The 17,370-nt window shown below is 63.9% G+C and carries 10 protein-coding genes; 5 read left to right on the top strand and 5 right to left on the bottom strand.

Annotation, left to right across the window (positions count from 1 at the left end; translation table 11 throughout):
* The first annotated feature begins 124 nt into the window (after positions 1 to 124).
* Complete coding sequence (locus ACN0YL_RS12180) at positions 125 to 1,177, top strand: efflux RND transporter periplasmic adaptor subunit (protein ID WP_417498166.1); 1,053 nt, start codon at positions 125 to 127, stop codon at positions 1,175 to 1,177.
* Positions 1,174 to 4,395, top strand: coding sequence for an efflux RND transporter permease subunit (locus ACN0YL_RS12175; RefSeq protein ID WP_417498165.1), 3,222 nt, complete (start codon positions 1,174 to 1,176; stop codon positions 4,393 to 4,395). Before ACN0YL_RS12180 ends, ACN0YL_RS12175 begins: the two co-directional genes overlap by 4 nt.
* Here ACN0YL_RS12175 and ACN0YL_RS12170 read toward each other — a convergent pair whose 3' ends face one another.
* Positions 4,396 to 5,493 (bottom strand): PQQ-dependent sugar dehydrogenase, encoded by a 1,098-nt coding sequence (locus ACN0YL_RS12170; protein ID WP_417490617.1) that lies wholly within the window; start codon positions 5,491 to 5,493, stop codon positions 4,396 to 4,398. It abuts the gene before it with no gap.
* A gap of 82 nt (positions 5,494 to 5,575) precedes the next feature.
* Here ACN0YL_RS12170 and ACN0YL_RS12165 point away from each other — a divergent pair, with 82 nt between their 5' ends.
* A complete protein-coding gene (locus ACN0YL_RS12165; protein ID WP_417490616.1) occupies positions 5,576 to 6,040 on the top strand; it encodes a hypothetical protein in 465 nt (154 codons plus the stop codon).
* Between the two features lie 113 nt (positions 6,041 to 6,153).
* Positions 6,154 to 7,365, top strand: a complete 1,212-nt coding sequence (locus ACN0YL_RS12160; protein WP_417490615.1) for a hypothetical protein — start codon at positions 6,154 to 6,156, stop codon at positions 7,363 to 7,365.
* Positions 7,366 to 7,414: 49 nt separating this feature from the next.
* On the opposite strand, the gene ACN0YL_RS12155 is transcribed toward ACN0YL_RS12160, so the two are convergent.
* The 3 genes from ACN0YL_RS12155 to ACN0YL_RS12145 form a co-directional block, all read right to left on the bottom strand.
* Positions 7,415 to 11,008, bottom strand: coding sequence for an ABC transporter permease/M1 family aminopeptidase (locus ACN0YL_RS12155; protein WP_417498164.1), 3,594 nt, complete (start codon positions 11,006 to 11,008; stop codon positions 7,415 to 7,417).
* Positions 11,009 to 11,039: 31 nt separating this feature from the next.
* Positions 11,040 to 11,930, bottom strand: a complete 891-nt coding sequence (locus ACN0YL_RS12150) for an ABC transporter ATP-binding protein (RefSeq protein WP_417498181.1) — start codon at positions 11,928 to 11,930, stop codon at positions 11,040 to 11,042.
* A 142-nt stretch (positions 11,931 to 12,072) separates the two neighbouring features.
* The gene (locus tag ACN0YL_RS12145) at positions 12,073 to 12,579 is read right to left on the bottom strand and encodes a MarR family winged helix-turn-helix transcriptional regulator (protein ID WP_417498163.1); all 507 of its coding nucleotides are present in this window, start codon (positions 12,577 to 12,579) and stop codon (positions 12,073 to 12,075) included.
* 165 nt (positions 12,580 to 12,744) lie between these two features.
* Between ACN0YL_RS12145 and ACN0YL_RS12140 the strand changes: the two genes are divergently transcribed.
* Entirely contained in the window at positions 12,745 to 14,553 is a 1,809-nt protein-coding gene (locus ACN0YL_RS12140; protein WP_417498162.1) for an ATP-binding cassette domain-containing protein, read from the top strand.
* A 17-nt stretch (positions 14,554 to 14,570) separates the two neighbouring features.
* Here the strand turns inward: ACN0YL_RS12140 and ACN0YL_RS12135 are convergent, their stop codons facing one another.
* Complete coding sequence (locus ACN0YL_RS12135; RefSeq protein ID WP_417498161.1) at positions 14,571 to 17,234, bottom strand: M14 family metallopeptidase; 2,664 nt, start codon at positions 17,232 to 17,234, stop codon at positions 14,571 to 14,573.
* Positions 17,235 to 17,370 lie beyond the last annotated feature (136 nt).

The raw sequence follows: 17,370 nt of genomic DNA, 5'->3' as shown, positions 1-17,370 counted from the left end.
CCGAGGTTTTTACTCGCCCCACGGGCAATCAGGATGTAACAAGCTACCAAAGTGAACACCGTTTGCTTGTTGACCTGCCTTTCCACGACCGGACGTCCAGATGTTGTCTTTGACCCGTTCCCAATTGACTGCGCTCGCTATTTTCGCCGGCGTCGTCATTCTCTTCACACTGGGAACGCTGCTGAATGGCGATGCGAATCGCGCCCCTGACCCGGATGCTGAGCGTGAGCCCTTGTTCGAGGTCGTCACAGAAACCGTCCACGCCGTCGAGCGACCGGCCATCCTGGCGCTGCGGGGCCGCACCGAGGCCTTCCGCGAGGTCGTGGTCCGCTCGGAGACCGGCGGCCGCATCGTTGCAACGCCGACGGTTGAGGGCATGGCGGTGGTTGAAGGCGATGAGTTGTGCCGGCTCGATGTCGATGCCCGGGCGGCCGCACTGTCGCAGGCCGAGGCGGAATATCGCACGCGCCAGCTCGACTACAACGCAGCGGTGGAACTGCTCAATCGCGGCCACCGCTCGGCCAATGCCGTCGCCGGCGTCGAAGCCCTGCGCGATGCCGCCGAAGCCCGGCTTGAAGTGGCGCGGCAGGAACTGGCCAATATCAATATCCGTGCGCCCTTCGATGGCTATTTCGACGATCGCGCCGGCGAGATCGGCGATTATCTCGCGCCCGGCGGCGCCTGCGGCACGGTGGTGCAACTCAATCCGATCCTGATCAGCGCCGAGGTCGCCGAACGCGATGTCGCCGGCCTGGAACCGGGCATGCCCGGCTCGATCCGCCTGCTCACCGGTGAGGAATTCGCCGCGACGATCCGCTTTGTCGAACGGCGTGCCGATGCCGCGACCCGCACCTTTCGCGTCGAGCTGGAGGCCGATAATCCGGACGGACGCCTGCGCAGCGGTGTCACCAGCCTGATCTCGATCCCGCTCGCTGCCGACCCGGCCCACCGCATCCCGACCTCGGTGCTGGCGCTGAATGCAAACGGTGATCTGGGCGTCCGCATCGTCGAGAGCGGCAATATCGTCCGCTTCCTGCCGGTCGAACTGCTGAGCGATGATGGCGAGGAAGTCTGGGTTGCCGGCCTGCCGGACCCGGCCGATGTCATCACCGTCGGCCAGGACTTCGTCACCGACGGCGTCGCGGTGCGTATCGCCGGTAGCGGGGATCCGCGGTGACAGGCATCGTCGAATTCGCGGTCAACCGGGCCCGGATGATCCTGGCGATCTTTCTGTGTGCCCTGCTGGCCGGTCTGATCTCCTTTCTGACGCTGCCCCGCGAGGCCGATCCGGACATTCCCTTTCCCTTCGTGATCGTGGTGGTGCCGCTCGACGGCATTTCCCCGGAAGATGCCGAACGCCTGATCGTGCGCCCGGTCGAGACCGAGATGCGCGCGATCGAGGGGCTGGAGGAATTGCATGGCACCGCCTCGCTCGGCGCGGGCACGCTGGTTGCCGATTTCGGCGTGCCCTTCGATTCCGACCGCGCGGTCTCCGATGTCCGCGACGCCGTCGACATGGCGCGGCGGCAATTTCCCGAGGACGCCCGCGAGCCCGTGGTCGAGGAATTCAATTCCGGCCTCGCCCCGACGATTGCGGTGCAGATCTATGGCGATGCGCCCGAGCGCACCCTGTTCCGGCTGGCACGTGAGCTCGAGGACGAGATCGAGGCACTGCCGCAAATCCTGCAGGTCGATGTCCAGGGCCTGCGCGATGAAGTGCTCGAGATCGTCATCGATCCGGCCCTGCTGGAATCCCACGGCGTCACCTATGGGCAATTGTTCAATGCGGTGCAGTCCAACAACCGGCTGATCGCCGCCGGCTCGCTCGACAGCGGCGCGGCGCGCTTCCAGGTCAAGGTGCCGGGCCTGTTCCGCTCGGCCGCCGATGCGCTGAACCTGCCGCTAACCAGTTCCGGCGATGCAGTCGTCACGCTGCAGGACGTCGCCACCGTGCGCCGCACCTTCAAGGATGCCGACAGTTTCGCGCGCTATAACGGCCAGCCGGCCTTCACGCTGCAGGTGGTGCGCCGCAGCGGCGAGAACATCATGGACACCAGCGCGGCGGTGCAGGCTCTGACGGCCGAGACCGCGGCCCACTGGCCCGAGACGGTGCATTATGAATTCAGCCTCGACCAGTCGACCTATGTCCGCGATTCGCTGCAGAGCCTGACCAGCTCGATCATGCTGGCGATCGTGCTGGTCTTGATTATCGTCGTCGCCGCGCTCGGCTTTCGCTCGGCCCTGCTGGTCGGCGTCGCCATCCCGTCGAGCTTCCTGTTCTCGTTTCTGCTGCTGAGTCTGTACGGGCTGACGGTCAATTTCATGGTGATGTTCGCCATGGTGCTCGCCGTCGGACTGCTGGTCGATGGCGCCATCGTCGTCGTCGAATATGCCGACCGCAAACTGGCCGAGGGCGAGACCCGCAAACAGGCCTATATCCACGCCGGAAAACGCATGTTCTGGCCGATTGTCTCCTCGACCGCGACGACACTGGCGGCCTTCGTGCCCTTCCTGTTCTGGAATTCGATTCCCGGCCAGTACATGGCCTTCCTGCCGCTGACCCTGATCTTTGTTCTGAGCTCGGCCCTGGTGATGGCGCTGATTTTCCTGCCGACCCTCGGCTCGGTGCTGGCCGCCAAGGGCGGTGTGGTCGATACCAACTCGGCCGTCGCCCACCTCAACGCCCAGGAAGACAGCGACCCGACCGATCTGCCGGGCCTGACCGGGCGTTATGCCAAGCTGATCGCCGCCCTGGTCAAGCGCCCGGTCGCGGTGGCCGGCGCAGCGGCGCTGATCGTGGTGCTGGTGTTCGGCACCTTTGTCGCCAGTTCGGCCAGCCTGTTCGGTCTGGAGCCCAAGCGCACCGAATTTTTCCTCGATGCCGAGCCGGAGCAGCTCTATGTCTTCGTGCGGGCGCGCGGCAATCTGGCGCCGGCGGAGCAATACGAGATCGCCCTGGAGGCCGAACGCCGCCTGGCCGGGATCGAGGGCATCAAGGGTTATTATACCGTCGCCGGACAACCGCCCGGGGCCTCGCCCTTCGACGGCACCGGCTCCGCCCCGGCCGACAGTATTGCGCGGATATTTGTCGAATTTGAACCCTTCGGCCAGCGTCCCAATGGCCGCCTGATCGAACGTCAGATCCGCGCGGCGATGGTCGGCATTCCCGGCGTGATCATCGAAGTGCGCGCCTTCGAGCGCGGGCCGCCGGTCGGCAAGGACGTGCAGGTGCAATTGCGCTCGAATGATGCCGCCGCCCTCGACCGTGCCGCGCGCCTGATCCGGGCCCATCTCGACACGATGGACGGTCTCGTGGATATCGAGGACAGCCTGCCTCTGCCCGGCGTGGAATGGCGGCTGAATGTCGATCGCGCCGAGGCCGCGCGCTTCGGTGCCGATGTCACCCAGGTCGGCGCCGCCGTGCAGATGGTCACCACCGGCGCTCTGGTCGGACGCTACCGCCCCGACGATGCCGACGAGGAGGTCGATATCCGCGTGCGCTTCCCGGCCGATGAACGCGATATTTCGCGGCTCGAGGATTTGCGCGTCAACACGCTCAACGGCACCGTGCCGATGTCGAATTTCGTGACGCTGGACCCACGGCCGCGCATCGACTCCATCCGCCGCCGCGATGGCCGCCGGGTGCTGATGGTGCGCGCCAATGCCGATGAGGATCATGCCGGCAATCTGCTGGTCGCCGAAGTGCGCGAATGGATCGATGACCAGGTCGAGAGCGGGGCGATCCCGCGCAGTGTCTCGATCGAATATCTCGGGGCCGATCAGGAGAATGCCGAGGCCGGTGCCTTCTTCGCCAGCGCCATGCTCGCCTCGCTGTTCATGATGGCGGTGATCCTGCTGTGGCAGTTCAATAATTTCTGGCACGTCGTACTGACGCTGCTCGCCGTCGTCCTGTCGGTGGTCGGGGTGCTGCTCGGGGTGATGCTGACCTTCCCCTATATCTCGATCCTGTTCCTGGGCACCGGGGTGGTGACGCTGGCCGGGATTGTGGTGAACAATAATATCGTGCTGATCGACACCTTCCAGCGCCTGCGCAGCCTCGGCATGGCGGTCGACGAAGCCGTCATCCGCACCGCCGCCCAGCGCCTGCGGCCGGTGATGCTGACGACGGTGACGACGATTTTCGGCCTGTTGCCGATGGCCTGGCAGATCAATGCCGACTTCACCCGCGGCGTGATCGGCGTTGGCGGGCCGGCCAGCGAATGGTGGGTGCAATTGTCCTCGGCCGTGGTCTGGGGGCTGGGCTTCTCGACCCTGCTGACCCTGATCCTGACCCCGGTCCTGCTGGCAGCGCCGTCGCGGCTGGGCAATTGGCGCCGGCGGGTGATCGAGAGCCGGATCCCCGGACTGCGTCCGAAACCGGATCCGGCCGAATAATCAGTCGCGATACAGCCGGATCAGCCGTCCCTCGGCCTCGTCGGTGAGCAGGTAGAGACTGCCATCGGGGGCGACCGCCACATGGCGCATCCGCGCGCCGACATCACCGAGCAAAATCTCCTGACCGGCCACCGCGCCAGCCTCAAGATCGACGCGGCGCAAATGCCCGGAAGCGACCTCGGCATCGCCGTGGATCAGGGCCGTAACCAGAAGATCGCCATCCCAATCGGGAAACATGGCGCCGCGATAGATCGTCATGCTCGAGGGCGCGATCGAAGGCACCCAGTAGAGCAAGGGCTCTTCCATGCCGGGATAGCTGGTATAGGGCGAGACCAGCGCGCCGGTGTAGTCGACGCCATGGGTCGCCACCGGCCAGCCATAATTGCGGCCCTCGACGAGAATATTGATCTCGTCACCGCCGCGCGGACCATGCTCGTTGGAATAGACGGTGCCGCTGACCGGATCGCGGACAATCGCCTGCGGATTGCGGTGGCCAATGGTGTAGACGCCCGGCGCCGCGTTCGGGAAGGGACTCTCGACGGGGCTGCCATCCTCGCGCAGATGGACATAGCTGCCGAAATGCGAGGCGGGGCGCTGGGCCTCCTCGCGATAGTCGAAACCGTCGCCAATCCCGAGCAGGATGCTGTTATCGGGCAAAAAGGCGAGCCGGGCGCCGTAATGAACATCGGTATCGCGCCGCGGCTGGGCCGTGAAAATGGCCTCGAAATCAACCAGCGCATCACCCTCGAACCGGCCACGGCCGAGGCGCAGCGTATTGTCGCGCGGCGAGCCTTCAGACCAGGTGAGATAGACGAGGTGATTGCTGGCAAAGTCGGGATGCAGCACGACATCGAGCAGCCCGCCCTGGCCCGAGAACAAAACTTCGGGCACGCCGGAAACCGGCTCCGCGCGCAGCACACCATTCTCGACCAGCCGCAAACGGCCGGGCTTTTCGGTCACCAGCATGCGGCCATCGGGCAGAAAGGCGAGGCTCCAGGGAAATTCCAGCCCGCCGGTCACCGTCTCGTGACGCTGCTGGGCAAGGCTGGCCGGGCTCAGCATGGCGGCGGCCAGAAGGGCGAAAATCCACTGTCTCATGACAATACTCCGGCAATTGTCGTCTCGGCGGTCAGCCTATAGGCTCGTGTGCATCGTGTAGAGTCCCGGAAGGCCACTGGTGATGTCGATCATGCGCACGGCGCTCGTTTTTATCGTCGCGGTCCTCGTCGGGACGGTGCTGGTCAGCATCGCCAACACCCATGTCGTGCTGCAATCGCTCGCAGCTATCGGCGCAGATTTTCCGGCCGCGGTCCGGCTCGATGCCATCAAGCGCGACCTGCTCGGCTTCGGCCCGACCCTGTTCGCGGTCGTGCTGATCGGCTTTGCGATTGCCTTCCCGGTCGCCGGCTGGATCGCGCGCCTGCTGGGCCGGCCCTGGCGGCGCATCGGCTTTACGCTGGCGGGTGGCGCCGCCGTGGCCTGCATCATGATCGCCATCACAGCCTATTACGGCGCGGCGCTTCACTCGACCATCACCCCGGTCGCCTCGAGCCGCACCCTGCCCGGCCTGCTCAGCCTCGCGCTCGCAGGGGCTGGCGCCGGCCTGCTGTTCTCGCTGCTCAAGCCGCCCGCCCGCTCCCGGTGACATACGGGCATTTGCGACGAATTCGATTCAATTGAATCTCGAATTTGGCTGGCAAGGCCGACCCGATATTAAACCGGCCCGGTTATCACTTCCCGGTACCTGGGGAGAGCAAGATGAGCGAAGTCAGACCGGTTGCCAGATCCGACTTGCGCAATATCCTCAAGGGCGGCGCCACCAGCCGGATTCTCGACCTCCACTCCATCGCCTTGCGGCATGGTGAGCGGGGGGCGCACGGCGAGGCGCCCTTCTTCCTGCATCCACGCCTCAACCAGGCCTTCATCGTCAAACACACGGTGCGTGCCCATGAGCGCCCCTATGTGATGTCCAACCAGCCGGTCGTTACCAAGGTGCTGGTGCCGCTGGCCCAGGATGATCTCTCGCTGGGCGGCCATGCCGTCTTCGTCGAGGAAATCGGCTTTGCCGCCAAGATGCGTACCCTGTTCGAACGTCCGGACGAGCCGCACTTGCTCGACCTTGATTTGATTCGCTTGCGCGAGCTCGCGGCCCTGCCCAGTTTCGACCCTTTCCTGCTGGCCGAGCGCTATCGCAATAACAGCCGGCCGATAGCCCCGCTCTATTTCGACATTTCCGACGCGGAAGTCGCCCGCATGGAGAAGACGGTCGCCGAACAGATCGTCTCGGTGGTCTCGCTCGCATTCGGCTCCGGCCACAGCAATCAGGACGAGGGCCGCGCCCTGCGTTTCGCACACTCCCTGTTGTCGAGCGAAAGCGATGAGCGCCTCTCGGCCCTGCGCCAGTCGCTCGACATGACCCTGCCGGAGTTCAAGGCCGGCATGTTCGGCTGGAAGGGTATTCTCTACTATCGCTGGTCAATGTCGGAGGCCTTCGCCGGGCTCAAGCACTTCCTGCAACAGATCAAGTCGGCCAGCATTGTCGGAGCCAGCGAGTCCGAGCGCAATGACATCGAATACATGCGCCGCCAGATCATCGACGAGACACGGGCGCGCTGGTCAAGCCTGAGCTCGGTCATGGAAGAGTATGACCAGGTGTTCGCCCGCTTCAGCGGCGGAGAGGACACCAATGGCTTCAAACGCTTCCTGCTGCGCGCGCCGATGTGTTTCCTCAATCTCGGACACGATCTTTCGGTGATCGGCCATGTGCCCGGATACTGGAATTTCTGGGAAAGGCAGAACAAGAAGGGCTATCTGCACGCGCGCGAGGCCTTGCCGATGTTTGCCAATTTCGTGCTCAGCATCACCCGGCACGCGGCGGGTTCGGACGCCGCCGCGGCGCCGGCCCTGCGCCGGCATGCCGCGCCGCTGATCCAGCAACCGCCCGACCTGGTGGTCGCATCGACATTCTGAGGTCCGGCGGCGCGGCTGGCTGAAAAACCATCCGCGCCGCCAGCCCGCGCTATTCGATCGTCACCCGGACGAGATTGTCGTCGGAATCGCGGTCGATCAGCTTGTTGTAGGGATCAATGCCGACCCAGACCGGTTCCTCGTCGACTGTGAACTCGAAGCGCATCGTCGTCTCGTTGATCCGGTTTTTCTCCATGTAGAGCACATGGTCGGACCCCTCGATCGGACCGTTCAGATCACGGGTGAAGATGCCGATATCGATCATGTAATCGATGTCCTCCTCGGTCTGCTCACCGGCTCCGTCGGCGGCGAATTTATGCGCCTCGACATCGATCGCCACATCCCAGCGCCCGTCCGCGCGCTGCGTTGCCGTGGCATCGGTGGCCTGGAGATCGAACAGCACGATCCGTTCGAAGAAGTCATGGATCATCTGCTCGTGCTCGGGACCCGCCTCCTCACGCAATATGCGCAGGAAGTCCAGCGTGGTGGCATAGGGCTCGCTGGAATAGGCCCGTTCCTCGATCAGTCTTTGCATGACGTGATTGACGACGTCCTCGCCGAGATAGTCCTGCAGCGCATACAGGATCACCGAACCCTTGCGGTAGTGAATGTATTGCTGGTTCTCGACCCGGTAGAGCGGCTGTTCCTCGATCGCTTCCGAACCGCGGCTGCCGAGATAGCGGTCGAGTTCGTATTTGAGGAAACGGCGCATGGCGTCCTCGCCATATTCCTGGCGCATCACCATCAGGGCCGAATACTGGGCGAAGCTTTCGACCAGCATCGTGGCGCCCTGCACATTCGCCGGCATCACCTGATGCGCCCACCACTGGTGCGCCGCCTCGTGAGCGGTGATGTAGTAGACGTAATCAATGTCCTCGATTTCACGCAAATCGGCGATGAAACCGATGCCTTCCGAGAAGGGGATCGTGTTCGGAAACGCCTGGGCGAATTCCTGGTAGGCCGGGAATTCCAGAATGCGGTACTGGCGGTACTGATAAGGGCTGAAATGCTCGGAGAAATATCCCAGCGAATCCTCGGCGGCTTCCAGCATGCGCTCGACATTCCAGCCATGCGGCTGGTGATAGAAGACCTGGAGATCGATCCCGTCACGGGTGCGTTCGGCCAGCTCGTAATCGGCCGAGAGCCATGAGTAGAAATTGAGGATCGGCCGATCCATCACATATTCGAAATAGTGCCGGTCGCCCTCCACCCAGTCGCGTTCGAGATAACCCGGTGCGATGGCGGTCTGGTCAAGGCTGGTCGAGACAATGGTACGGAAGCTCACATAGTGAGCCGCATTGCCGAAGAAGGCGCCCTGATTGTAGCGGCTTTCATCCTCGAGATCATAGGCCCGCGGCAGGGGTTCAAGCCCCTCACGCCGGCGTTGCTGGCGGTCCTGCAGGAAGATGCCCTGGTTGACGCCGATCGTCGGCATGGATTCGCCATTGTTGAAGAATGTGCCGTTGTAATTGACCGTCGTCACATTATTGCCGTTGCGGAAGCCGGGATTGAGGCGCGCGACTTCGAAGTCGAATGTCCGGCTCTCGCCCGGTTGCATCGGCACATCCAGCGCGAAGCTGTAGATATAGGACTCCGCGTCGGAGGTCGCGATCGATGCGCCCTCGAACACCTGGCTACGGATGGTCGTGCCGGGGCCATAGGAAATCCACAGAGTGTCGAGCGGACCATCGGTCTGGTTCTGCAGCACATAACTGCCACGCGCCTCATAGCGCCGCTCATCGGGATAGATGTCGACATCATAGGAGGTGTCGGTGATGGTCAGTTGCGGCAGATCGACCAGATGCTCGTATTCACGTTCATAGGCCGCCTGCTGGTGCCGGCCATCGGGCCCGGAGACATACTCATTGAGCACATTGGTGTTGTAGAAGATCCAGCTGCCGGTGAGCCCGGCACCGATCAGAGCTGCAGCCGCGAGGCTGGAGGTGGCCGGCGTGAAGCCGCGCGTGAGGCCGGCAATCCGTGACCAGATCGACGTCAGGGCACCGCGGCTCCACAACTGGTAGGCCAGCACCAGCAGGAGCGTCGCAACGAAGCTCCAATACAGGGTGAACCACAGGGAGATGCCGAGGAAATGGCCATAGCCATTCATGTCGGACCAGATCCCGATCGGCGGCAGGCCATAGCGGTAGAGGGCATGGTCGAAGCCAACCTGAGACATCACCAGCGTGGCCACGAAGAAGACCATCATTGCGGCCATGCCCAGCCAGCGGTTGTTGAAAACCACCTGCAGGAAAATCGCCAGTGCCGCGAGGAGAACCGGGGGAACGATCAGCTCCAGGAAGCCACGCATGGCGTACTGTCCGAACTCGAACTGCGTATAGCCCTGGAAGAACTGGGCGATAATGGCTGCGAGGATGATCACCACGGCCAGCGAGACGATCACCACACACATGGCAAGGAATTTGGTGGTCACGAACACCCAGCTCGCGGTCGGTGTCGCATCGGTGATTTCCGAGAACCCGACGCCGCGCTCGCGCCACATCAGCTCGGCGGCATAGAAGATCACGATGATGACCGGGAAAATGCCGTAGCCTTCAGCGATGATATTCATCATCACGCGGGTGATGGGGTAGTCATCAGTGCCGAACACGCCGCCGCCGAGGAAGAAGGCAGGCACGGTATTGATCAGGCCAATGACCAGGATCAGCCAGAAGGCGACATTGAAGACGACGCCCTTCACCTCGAAATTCAGGCGGGCGAGAAATTGCTGGATCGCCGTGCCGGCGCCGAAAGACGGTGTCACGCGCGGCAGGGCGATATCGGAGATCGCCGAGACGGGCATGACCGCCGCTGCGGTATCCGTTCCGCGCCGGCCCGCCGAGGACGTGCCCTTGCGGAAACGGAAGCTGAGCACGTTGATCACCAGCAGCACCAGACCGACTGTCATCCAGCCCAGCCGGTTCATCATGAAGACACCGTCAAAGGGAATGACCTGGCTGTTCTGCTCGAACGTGGTCCAGTAGCGCGTGACCTCTCCGAAAGTGTTGAGGCCAAACGGATCCACCAGGGCAATCGTCTCGCGCAGACCCGGTTCCTGCTGCGCGACAACCGAGCCAACCAGATACAGCACGAAGAGCGACAGGAAAGCGACCCACACCAGAAGGTTGGAGCGGGTGAAATTGGCGACGGTGTACAGGATCGTGCCCATCACCCACATGTTCACCAGCCCAACGGCGGCATAGATGTAGAGATACCAGGCCAGATTGGTCGGACCGACCAGCTCCTGGTCCAGCCAGGGCATTTGCGAACCCAGCAGGAAGGCCAGCGGCACCGCCACAAAGCACAGGGCCGTCGCGATGAAACCGCCTGTGAAGCGGCCGAGTACGAAATCGATCTCGCGGATCGGTCGCGAGAAGAACAGCTCCTCGGTCTTGAAGCCGCGATCCCGCAGCACACCCGATGACAGGAAGGCCGCTGGAATGAAACCGCCAAACAGCGACAGGATCAGCACATTGATCGTCAGCGCATTGGGCGAGTTGATATTGGTGGAGCCGCCGCCGCCAATCTGGACGCCATCGACGGTGACTCCGAGGAATGTCAGCAGGAAGAAGATGGCAAAAACGGCGATGAAAGTGGGTGAGAACAGCTGATAGCGAACCTCGAACCCGGCGATTTTTGAGAGCATGACGCGCTCCTTCCTTTCAGGGTTTCGGGGATCAGGCGGCCGCCGCGGGGGCGGACTGGCCCTTGCGGATGGTTGCGAAATACACGTCTTCCAGATCGGCCTGGATGGGCTCGAAGCCCTCACCCGGATTGCTGTCGGAGACGACATGGATTCGCACCTGACCAACCGTCAGACGCTCGGAGATGATGTTGTACTGGCTGCGCAGGCCGGCCAGTTCGGCCTTGGCGATGGTTCGCGCCCAGACCTTGCCATCCATCTTCGCGATCAGCTCGGTGGGCGAACCCTTGGCGACAATCTTGCCACCATTGAGGATCGCCATGTTCGGGCAGAGATCAGAGACGTCCTCGACGATATGGGTCGAGAGGATAACGACAACATTCTCGCCGATTTCCGACAGCAGATTGTGGAAGCGATTGCGCTCTTCCGGGTCGAGACCGGCAGTGGGTTCGTCGACAATGATCAATTGCGGGTCACCAAGCAGGGCTTGGGCAATGCCGAAGCGCTGGCGCATGCCGCCGGAGAAGCTGGCAACGGCCTTCTTGGCGTGCTGCGCCAGGTTGGTCTGTTCCAGAAGGCTTTCCACGACCTGTTTGCGTTCCTTGCCGTTGGAAATTCCCTTGAGAACGGCGAGATGGTCGAGCATGGCGCGGGCCGACATACGCGGATAGACGCCGAAATCCTGTGGCAGGTAGCCCAGCGTGGCGCGCAGGGCCTGCGGATCCTTCAGCACGTCAATATCGCCGAACATCAGGGTCCCGCTATCGGGTGCCTGCAGCGTCGCGATGGTGCGCATCAGCGTCGACTTTCCCGCGCCATTGGGCCCGAGCAGGCCGAACATACCGTTGGGGATGGACAGGTCGACCCCGTCGAGCGCGCGCACCTTGTTGCCGTAGGTTTTCGACAGTCCCTTGATTTCCAGCATATTCAAATCGCGGCCGCTTGCCGGCCCCGTCCCTGTTGATTGTCAATCACGACCGGATTGGCCGTGGAGTTTACCCGTGCATACCATCGGCCTTCGGCCGTCATCAGGGGGACACGCGCTGGCGCAATCCCCGTTTCTGAAGTCATTCGGCGCTGCGTGACAGCGTCTGGGTGTCGGTGTCCGCCTGCATCCGGGCCAGCAGCGGGCTGGCAAGCAGGGCAGCGCGGGCATCAACCATGCCTTGGTGCAAATCCATTCCGATCTCGTCGAACAGGTCGCAATAGGCCTGCTCGAGGCGCGGCAGGAAGGCCTGGAGCTTGTCACCTTCGGCCTGGCCGGCCGGCGTCAGGCTGACCAGACGGCGGCGGCGATCATCCGGGTCGTCGCCGATTTCCACCAGACCTTCCCTGACCAGCCACCGCAGCCGTTGTGAGGCGAGCTGGTGCGACAGGCCCAGGCTTTCCGCCAGGGCGGAAACCGATTGCGGGCCGCCATGATACAGGGTCTGGACGAGGCTGGTCGCATAGGCGGGCAGAAGCAGACCGTGCGCCTGCAGGCATTCATCCATCTGTTCATACAACGCCGTCGACGCCTGGCGGACTCGAAGGGCGAAGGCCGCCCGGCTACCGAAAAACGGGATTTCAGTCATGATTTCAGACACAGTCCTATGGTCGATTTCAATGAGTTCCTAGCATCGTACAATTGATTGCGCAATTTACGACATAATTACATTTTCGACGGGTTTGGATTTCCCGTCCCACACACCTGATCGCGGGCCGTGACCTTCATCGCGCGGACCTGTATGCGGTGCGCCATGGCTCCACCTCTCCTGACTCTCCAGAATATCCACCTCACCTTCGGCGTTACCGCCCTGCTCGACGGCGCTGATCTCAGCGTTGGCGAGGGCGAACGCCTGTGCCTGGTCGGCCGCAACGGCTCGGGCAAGTCGACGCTGATGAAAGTCGCCGCCGGCACGGTCGAGCCCGATGAGGGCGAACGCTTCGTCCATCCCGGCTCGACGATCCGCTATCTCGAGCAGGATCCCGACCTGACGCAGTACGAGACGGTGATGGATTACGTCCAGTCCGGCCTGACCGAAGGCGATGATCCCTATCGCGCGCAATATTTGCTGGAACATCTCGGCCTGACCGGGCTGGAGGACCCCAAGGTGCTGTCCGGCGGTGAAGCCCGCCGCGCCGCGCTCGCCCAGGCGCTGGCGCCGAGCCCGGATATCCTCCTGCTTGACGAGCCGACCAATCACCTCGACCTGCCGGCGATCGAATGGCTGGAATCCGAGCTGAAATCCTGCCGCTCGGCCCTGGTGCTGATCAGCCATGACCGGCGTTTCCTGTCGAACCTGTCGCGCAAGACGCTGTGGCTGGATCGCGGCCAGACCCGGCTGATGGAACGCAGCTTCTCGGCCTTCGAGGCCTGGCGCGATGAAGTGCTCGAGGCCGAACAGCTCGAATTGCACAAGCTCGACCGCAAGATCGTGCGCGAGGAACACTGGCTGCGCTATGGCGTCACCGCGCGGCGCAAGCGCAATGTGAAGCGGCTGTCCGATCTGCAGGGTCTGCGCCAGCAACGCCGCGAGCATCGCGGACCGCAAGGCCAGGTCAATCTGCAATCCTCCGCCGCCCAGGATTCCGGCAAGCTGGTCGCCGAGGCGATCGCGATCAACAAGGCCTATGAAGGCCGCGATATCGTCAAGGATTTCTCGATCAAGATCGCGCGCGGCGCCCGCATCGGCCTGATCGGACCGAACGGCGCCGGCAAGACCACCCTGCTCAACCTTCTGACGGGCAATCTGGCGCCCGATAGCGGCGAGCTGCGGCTCGGCACCAAGCTGGAAATGGCCAGTCTCGACCAGAAGCGCGTGGCGTTGCGGCCGGAATGGACGCTGTCGGAAGCCCTCACCCAGGGCGGCGGTCATACCGTCGAGGTCAATGGCCAGTCCAAGCACGTTATCGCCTATATGAAGGACTTCCTGTTCCCGCCGGAGCAGATCAATACGCCGGTCGAAGTCCTCTCGGGTGGCGAGAAGGCGCGTGTCATGCTCGCCCGCGCCCTGGCCCTGCCGTCAAACCTGCTGGTGCTCGACGAACCGACCAATGATCTCGATCTGGAAACGCTGGATCTGCTGCAGGGCCTGATCGACGAGTATGAGGGCACCGTCTTCATCGTCTCGCACGACCGGGACTTTCTCGACCGGGTCTGTACCAGCGTGCTGATCGCCGAAGGCGATGGCAACTGGACCGAATATCCCGGCGGTTATTCCGACATGGTCGCCCAGCGCGGCTATGGCCTGACCCCGCTCGGCGGCGATGTCGCGCCCAATCGCAAGGCGGCCGCGAAGGCCGCCGCCGCGCCGCCGCGGGTGCAAAAGCGCAAGATGGCCAACAAGGACCGCTATGCGCTGAAACTGCTGCCGGCCGAGATCGATGCCCTTGGCGAGACCATCGCCGCGCTTGAGGCCGAGCTCGCCGATCCGGAGATCTTCAAGGACACGGCCCGCTTCACCAAGGCGAGCAAGGACCTCGCCGCGGCGCTGGCCTCGCGGACCGAGAAGGAAGATCGCTGGCTCGAACTGGAAGCCGAACGGGTCGAGATCGAGGGCGAATAGCCCTCGATCAGCAGTCCTCAGCGCATGCCGCGGCTATGCGCCGGTCCGAGCAGGACGGCGTTGAGCAAGAGCAGGTCGAGACCTTCCAGATAGGCCCGCGTCGTCGGCGCCTGGGTAAAGGCGATCACCTGACCGGCTCCCATTGAATTGGAGATCAGGAAGGGCTTGAAGGCGATCTGGGCCGCGGACTCGGCCCACATATAGCCGCCCGCGACCAGGGTATCCGGTCCGGCGAACCGCATCGCGGTATCGGCTTCATCGCGGCTGATGGGCGCGTAAATGTCCGAGCCGGTCACCAGAACCGCGGCACCACCGCTATAACCGGCCGACATCCAGGCATCGGGATTGGCTTCGACATGCAGCAGGGCGCCGGGCGAATAGGCCGGCATCGCCCCCTGCTCGGCCTGGACCGCATCAAGCTCGTCGGCCGAAGCCAGCACCACCGCATCGACCACGGCCTCGTCCTGAACGGCAGCGGGACGGGCCGTATCGGCTGCCCGCTCGCGCCGCGCCGGCACCAGGGCCACGTCCGGATCGGCCATCCATCGTGTCGCATCACCCAGACCGACCAGCACACCGCCGGCGCGGACGAAACGCGTCAATTGCGCCGACCCGCTGCTGCCAAGAACGCTGGAATAGCCGCTACGGCCCTGTTCCGGCAGGATCAGGACATCGAACAGCGACAGGTCGGCCCGGCCCAGGCTTGCAGCACGGATTACACTGACCGGGATGCCATAGCGCTGTTCGAGCACATAGCGCGTCGGGCCAGCCGAGTTGGCGTCGGTACCGTCATCCCAGAGCATGGCGATGCGCGGCGCCGGCACGTCCATGAAATTCTCCGACCCCGGATTGGGTCCCTCATCAACCCAGCTGGAGTCCAGTCCGACATAGCTCGCACCGATCTCGCTGCCGAGGCGGGAGATCAGGCTGTCGAGATTGGCCGGAGCACCATGGCGCGGCACGACCACGCTGCCCCGCGGGAAGGTGCGATCGCCGATGCGGAAGGCGACATCGCTGGTCCGCGCCGGCACGCCGGCGGCAACAAGCGCGGCAACGAGACGGGCCTGGCCGGCATCCTCCCAGGCGATGGCATAGCCCCAGGCGGCACCGTCATTCGAGCCCGACGAGGCGATGGCATCATCGGCCGCCACGGCCTCGCTCGCCAGGCCCGCAGACCGGCTGCAGCTGACGGCGTGAACATTGTGCATCAGTGGCAGCGACCAGGCCGTCACATCATAGAGCTCGGCCCCGAGCCCGCGGGCGCGTCGGCTTTCCTGTTCGCGCATGAAATCGGCAGGCAGCTCGGTGGTGTCCTCGAGCAGGGTGCGCGCCAGCCGTCCGGCAGGCTGGTTGAACCGGACCTCGAAGGCGCCATCGGCAAAGCGGGCCCCGCAGGCAGACACCGGCCCGTCGACGCGCCCGACCTCGATCCCCTGCGCGACCAGGCTGCGCGCCAGACGCTCGGCGCCCCAGCGATTGCTGCCAAGGTCAAGCAGAACCGACTGTGGCCCGCTGGTATCATTGGCGGCCGAGGCCCGGAATTCAGCGAAATCGCGCACGAAGCGTTCGCGATTGGCGGCCACGACCTCGGCGGTCGACAGGCTGGCGACATAGTGATGCTCGACGGCGTCGCCATAGCTCAGCAGCGAGGCATCACGCCGGCGCCAGACCAGGCCGCGGGCCGAGGCCTGCTCATAGGTCATCGCTACCGCGCCCTGCAGCGTCGGCCACATGTCGCCATAGCCGGGATAGAAGGCGTCAAAGACTTCGCGCGTGAAATAGTCATAGCCCAGACGGTCGAACCAGCGGGCGTGATTGCGGCCGATCAGATCCTGGGCGTCGCGCTGGCTCTGCACCACATTGGGGTTGAAGGGCTCGGCGGAGGGCGCGAAGAAATAGCTGCTGTCGCCGCCCATCTCGTGCGCATCGACCACCACCACCGGACGCCAGTCCAGCATCGCCGCGACCCGGCCCCGGGTCTCCGGCTGGGTCATGGCGAACCAGTCGCGATTCATGTCGAACAGATAGTGATTGACGCGCCCGCCCGGCCAGGGCTGGTCATGCTCGGCCGTGAAGCGGTTCTCGTCCGGGCGCAGACCGCGCGCGGCGGTGAAACTGTTGAGGAAGCGGGCACGGCCATCGGGATTCTGGACCGGATCAATAATGATGATGGTCTGGTCGAGGATCCGGTCGACACCGGCATCATTGCGCGAGGCAAGCAGATGATAGGCCGTGCGCAGACCGGCATCGGTCGAGGAAATCTCGTCGCCATGGACGCCATAGGACAGCCAGACAACCGCCGGGGTAGAGGCGATCAGGCGATCGCGGGCATCAGCATCAAGACCGCGGGGGTCGGCCAGTCGCTGCAGATCGGCCTGGATGGCGTCGAGGCGCTGCATGGTGTCTGCATTGGCGATGATGGCATAGGCGAGCGTGCGGCCTTCCCAGCTGGTCGCATACTCGACAACACGAACACGGTCGGGGGCTGCGGCCTGCAGGGCGTGCAGATAGGCAATGGCCCGGTCGGGCGGCGTGATTTCCGCCCCGAATTCATGACCGAGGGCGGTTTGCGCGGTGGGGATCGCCGGATCATAGCGCCCTGTCAGTGGCGAAGACTGCGCCATCACCGGCGCCGACAGCAGAACCAGGCCAAAAAACGCCCCGAGCAAATGCCTCATCATTGAATCCCCGTCTTTCCTGGGTCCAGTAAAGCAGGTTTTCGGCGCGCCGTGAAAGCCTTGATGCTGTGACACCGGCTTGTCGCGGACGGGGGCTACGCGCCGGCACCGGAGCGGGTGACCGCGCAGGCGCGGCGAC

The sequence above is a fragment of the Maricaulis sp. genome (assembly GCF_048269565.1).
Classification (GTDB): Bacteria; Pseudomonadota; Alphaproteobacteria; order Caulobacterales; family Maricaulaceae; genus Maricaulis.
Note: the sequence above shows the minus strand (reverse complement) of the source record. Positions and strands in the feature narration are given on the sequence as shown.

Bases quoted from the DNA above. Each gene is read 5' to 3' on its own strand.
- ACN0YL_RS12170 (WP_417490617.1), bottom strand. From the start codon at position 5,493: ATGAGACAGTGGATTTTCGCCCTTCTGGCCGCCGCCATGCTGAGCCCG.
- ACN0YL_RS12165 (WP_417490616.1), top strand. From the start codon at position 5,576: ATGTCGATCATGCGCACGGCGCTCGTTTTTATCGTCGCGGTCCTCGTC.
- ACN0YL_RS12160 (WP_417490615.1), top strand. From the start codon at position 6,154: ATGAGCGAAGTCAGACCGGTTGCCAGATCCGACTTGCGCAATATCCTC.
- ACN0YL_RS12155 (WP_417498164.1), bottom strand. From the start codon at position 11,008: ATGCTCTCAAAAATCGCCGGGTTCGAGGTTCGCTATCAGCTGTTCTCA.
- ACN0YL_RS12150 (WP_417498181.1), bottom strand. From the start codon at position 11,930: ATGCTGGAAATCAAGGGACTGTCGAAAACCTACGGCAACAAGGTGCGC.
- ACN0YL_RS12145 (WP_417498163.1), bottom strand. From the start codon at position 12,579: ATGACTGAAATCCCGTTTTTCGGTAGCCGGGCGGCCTTCGCCCTTCGA.
- ACN0YL_RS12140 (WP_417498162.1), top strand. From the start codon at position 12,745: ATGGCTCCACCTCTCCTGACTCTCCAGAATATCCACCTCACCTTCGGC.
- ACN0YL_RS12135 (WP_417498161.1), bottom strand. From the start codon at position 17,234: ATGATGAGGCATTTGCTCGGGGCGTTTTTTGGCCTGGTTCTGCTGTCG.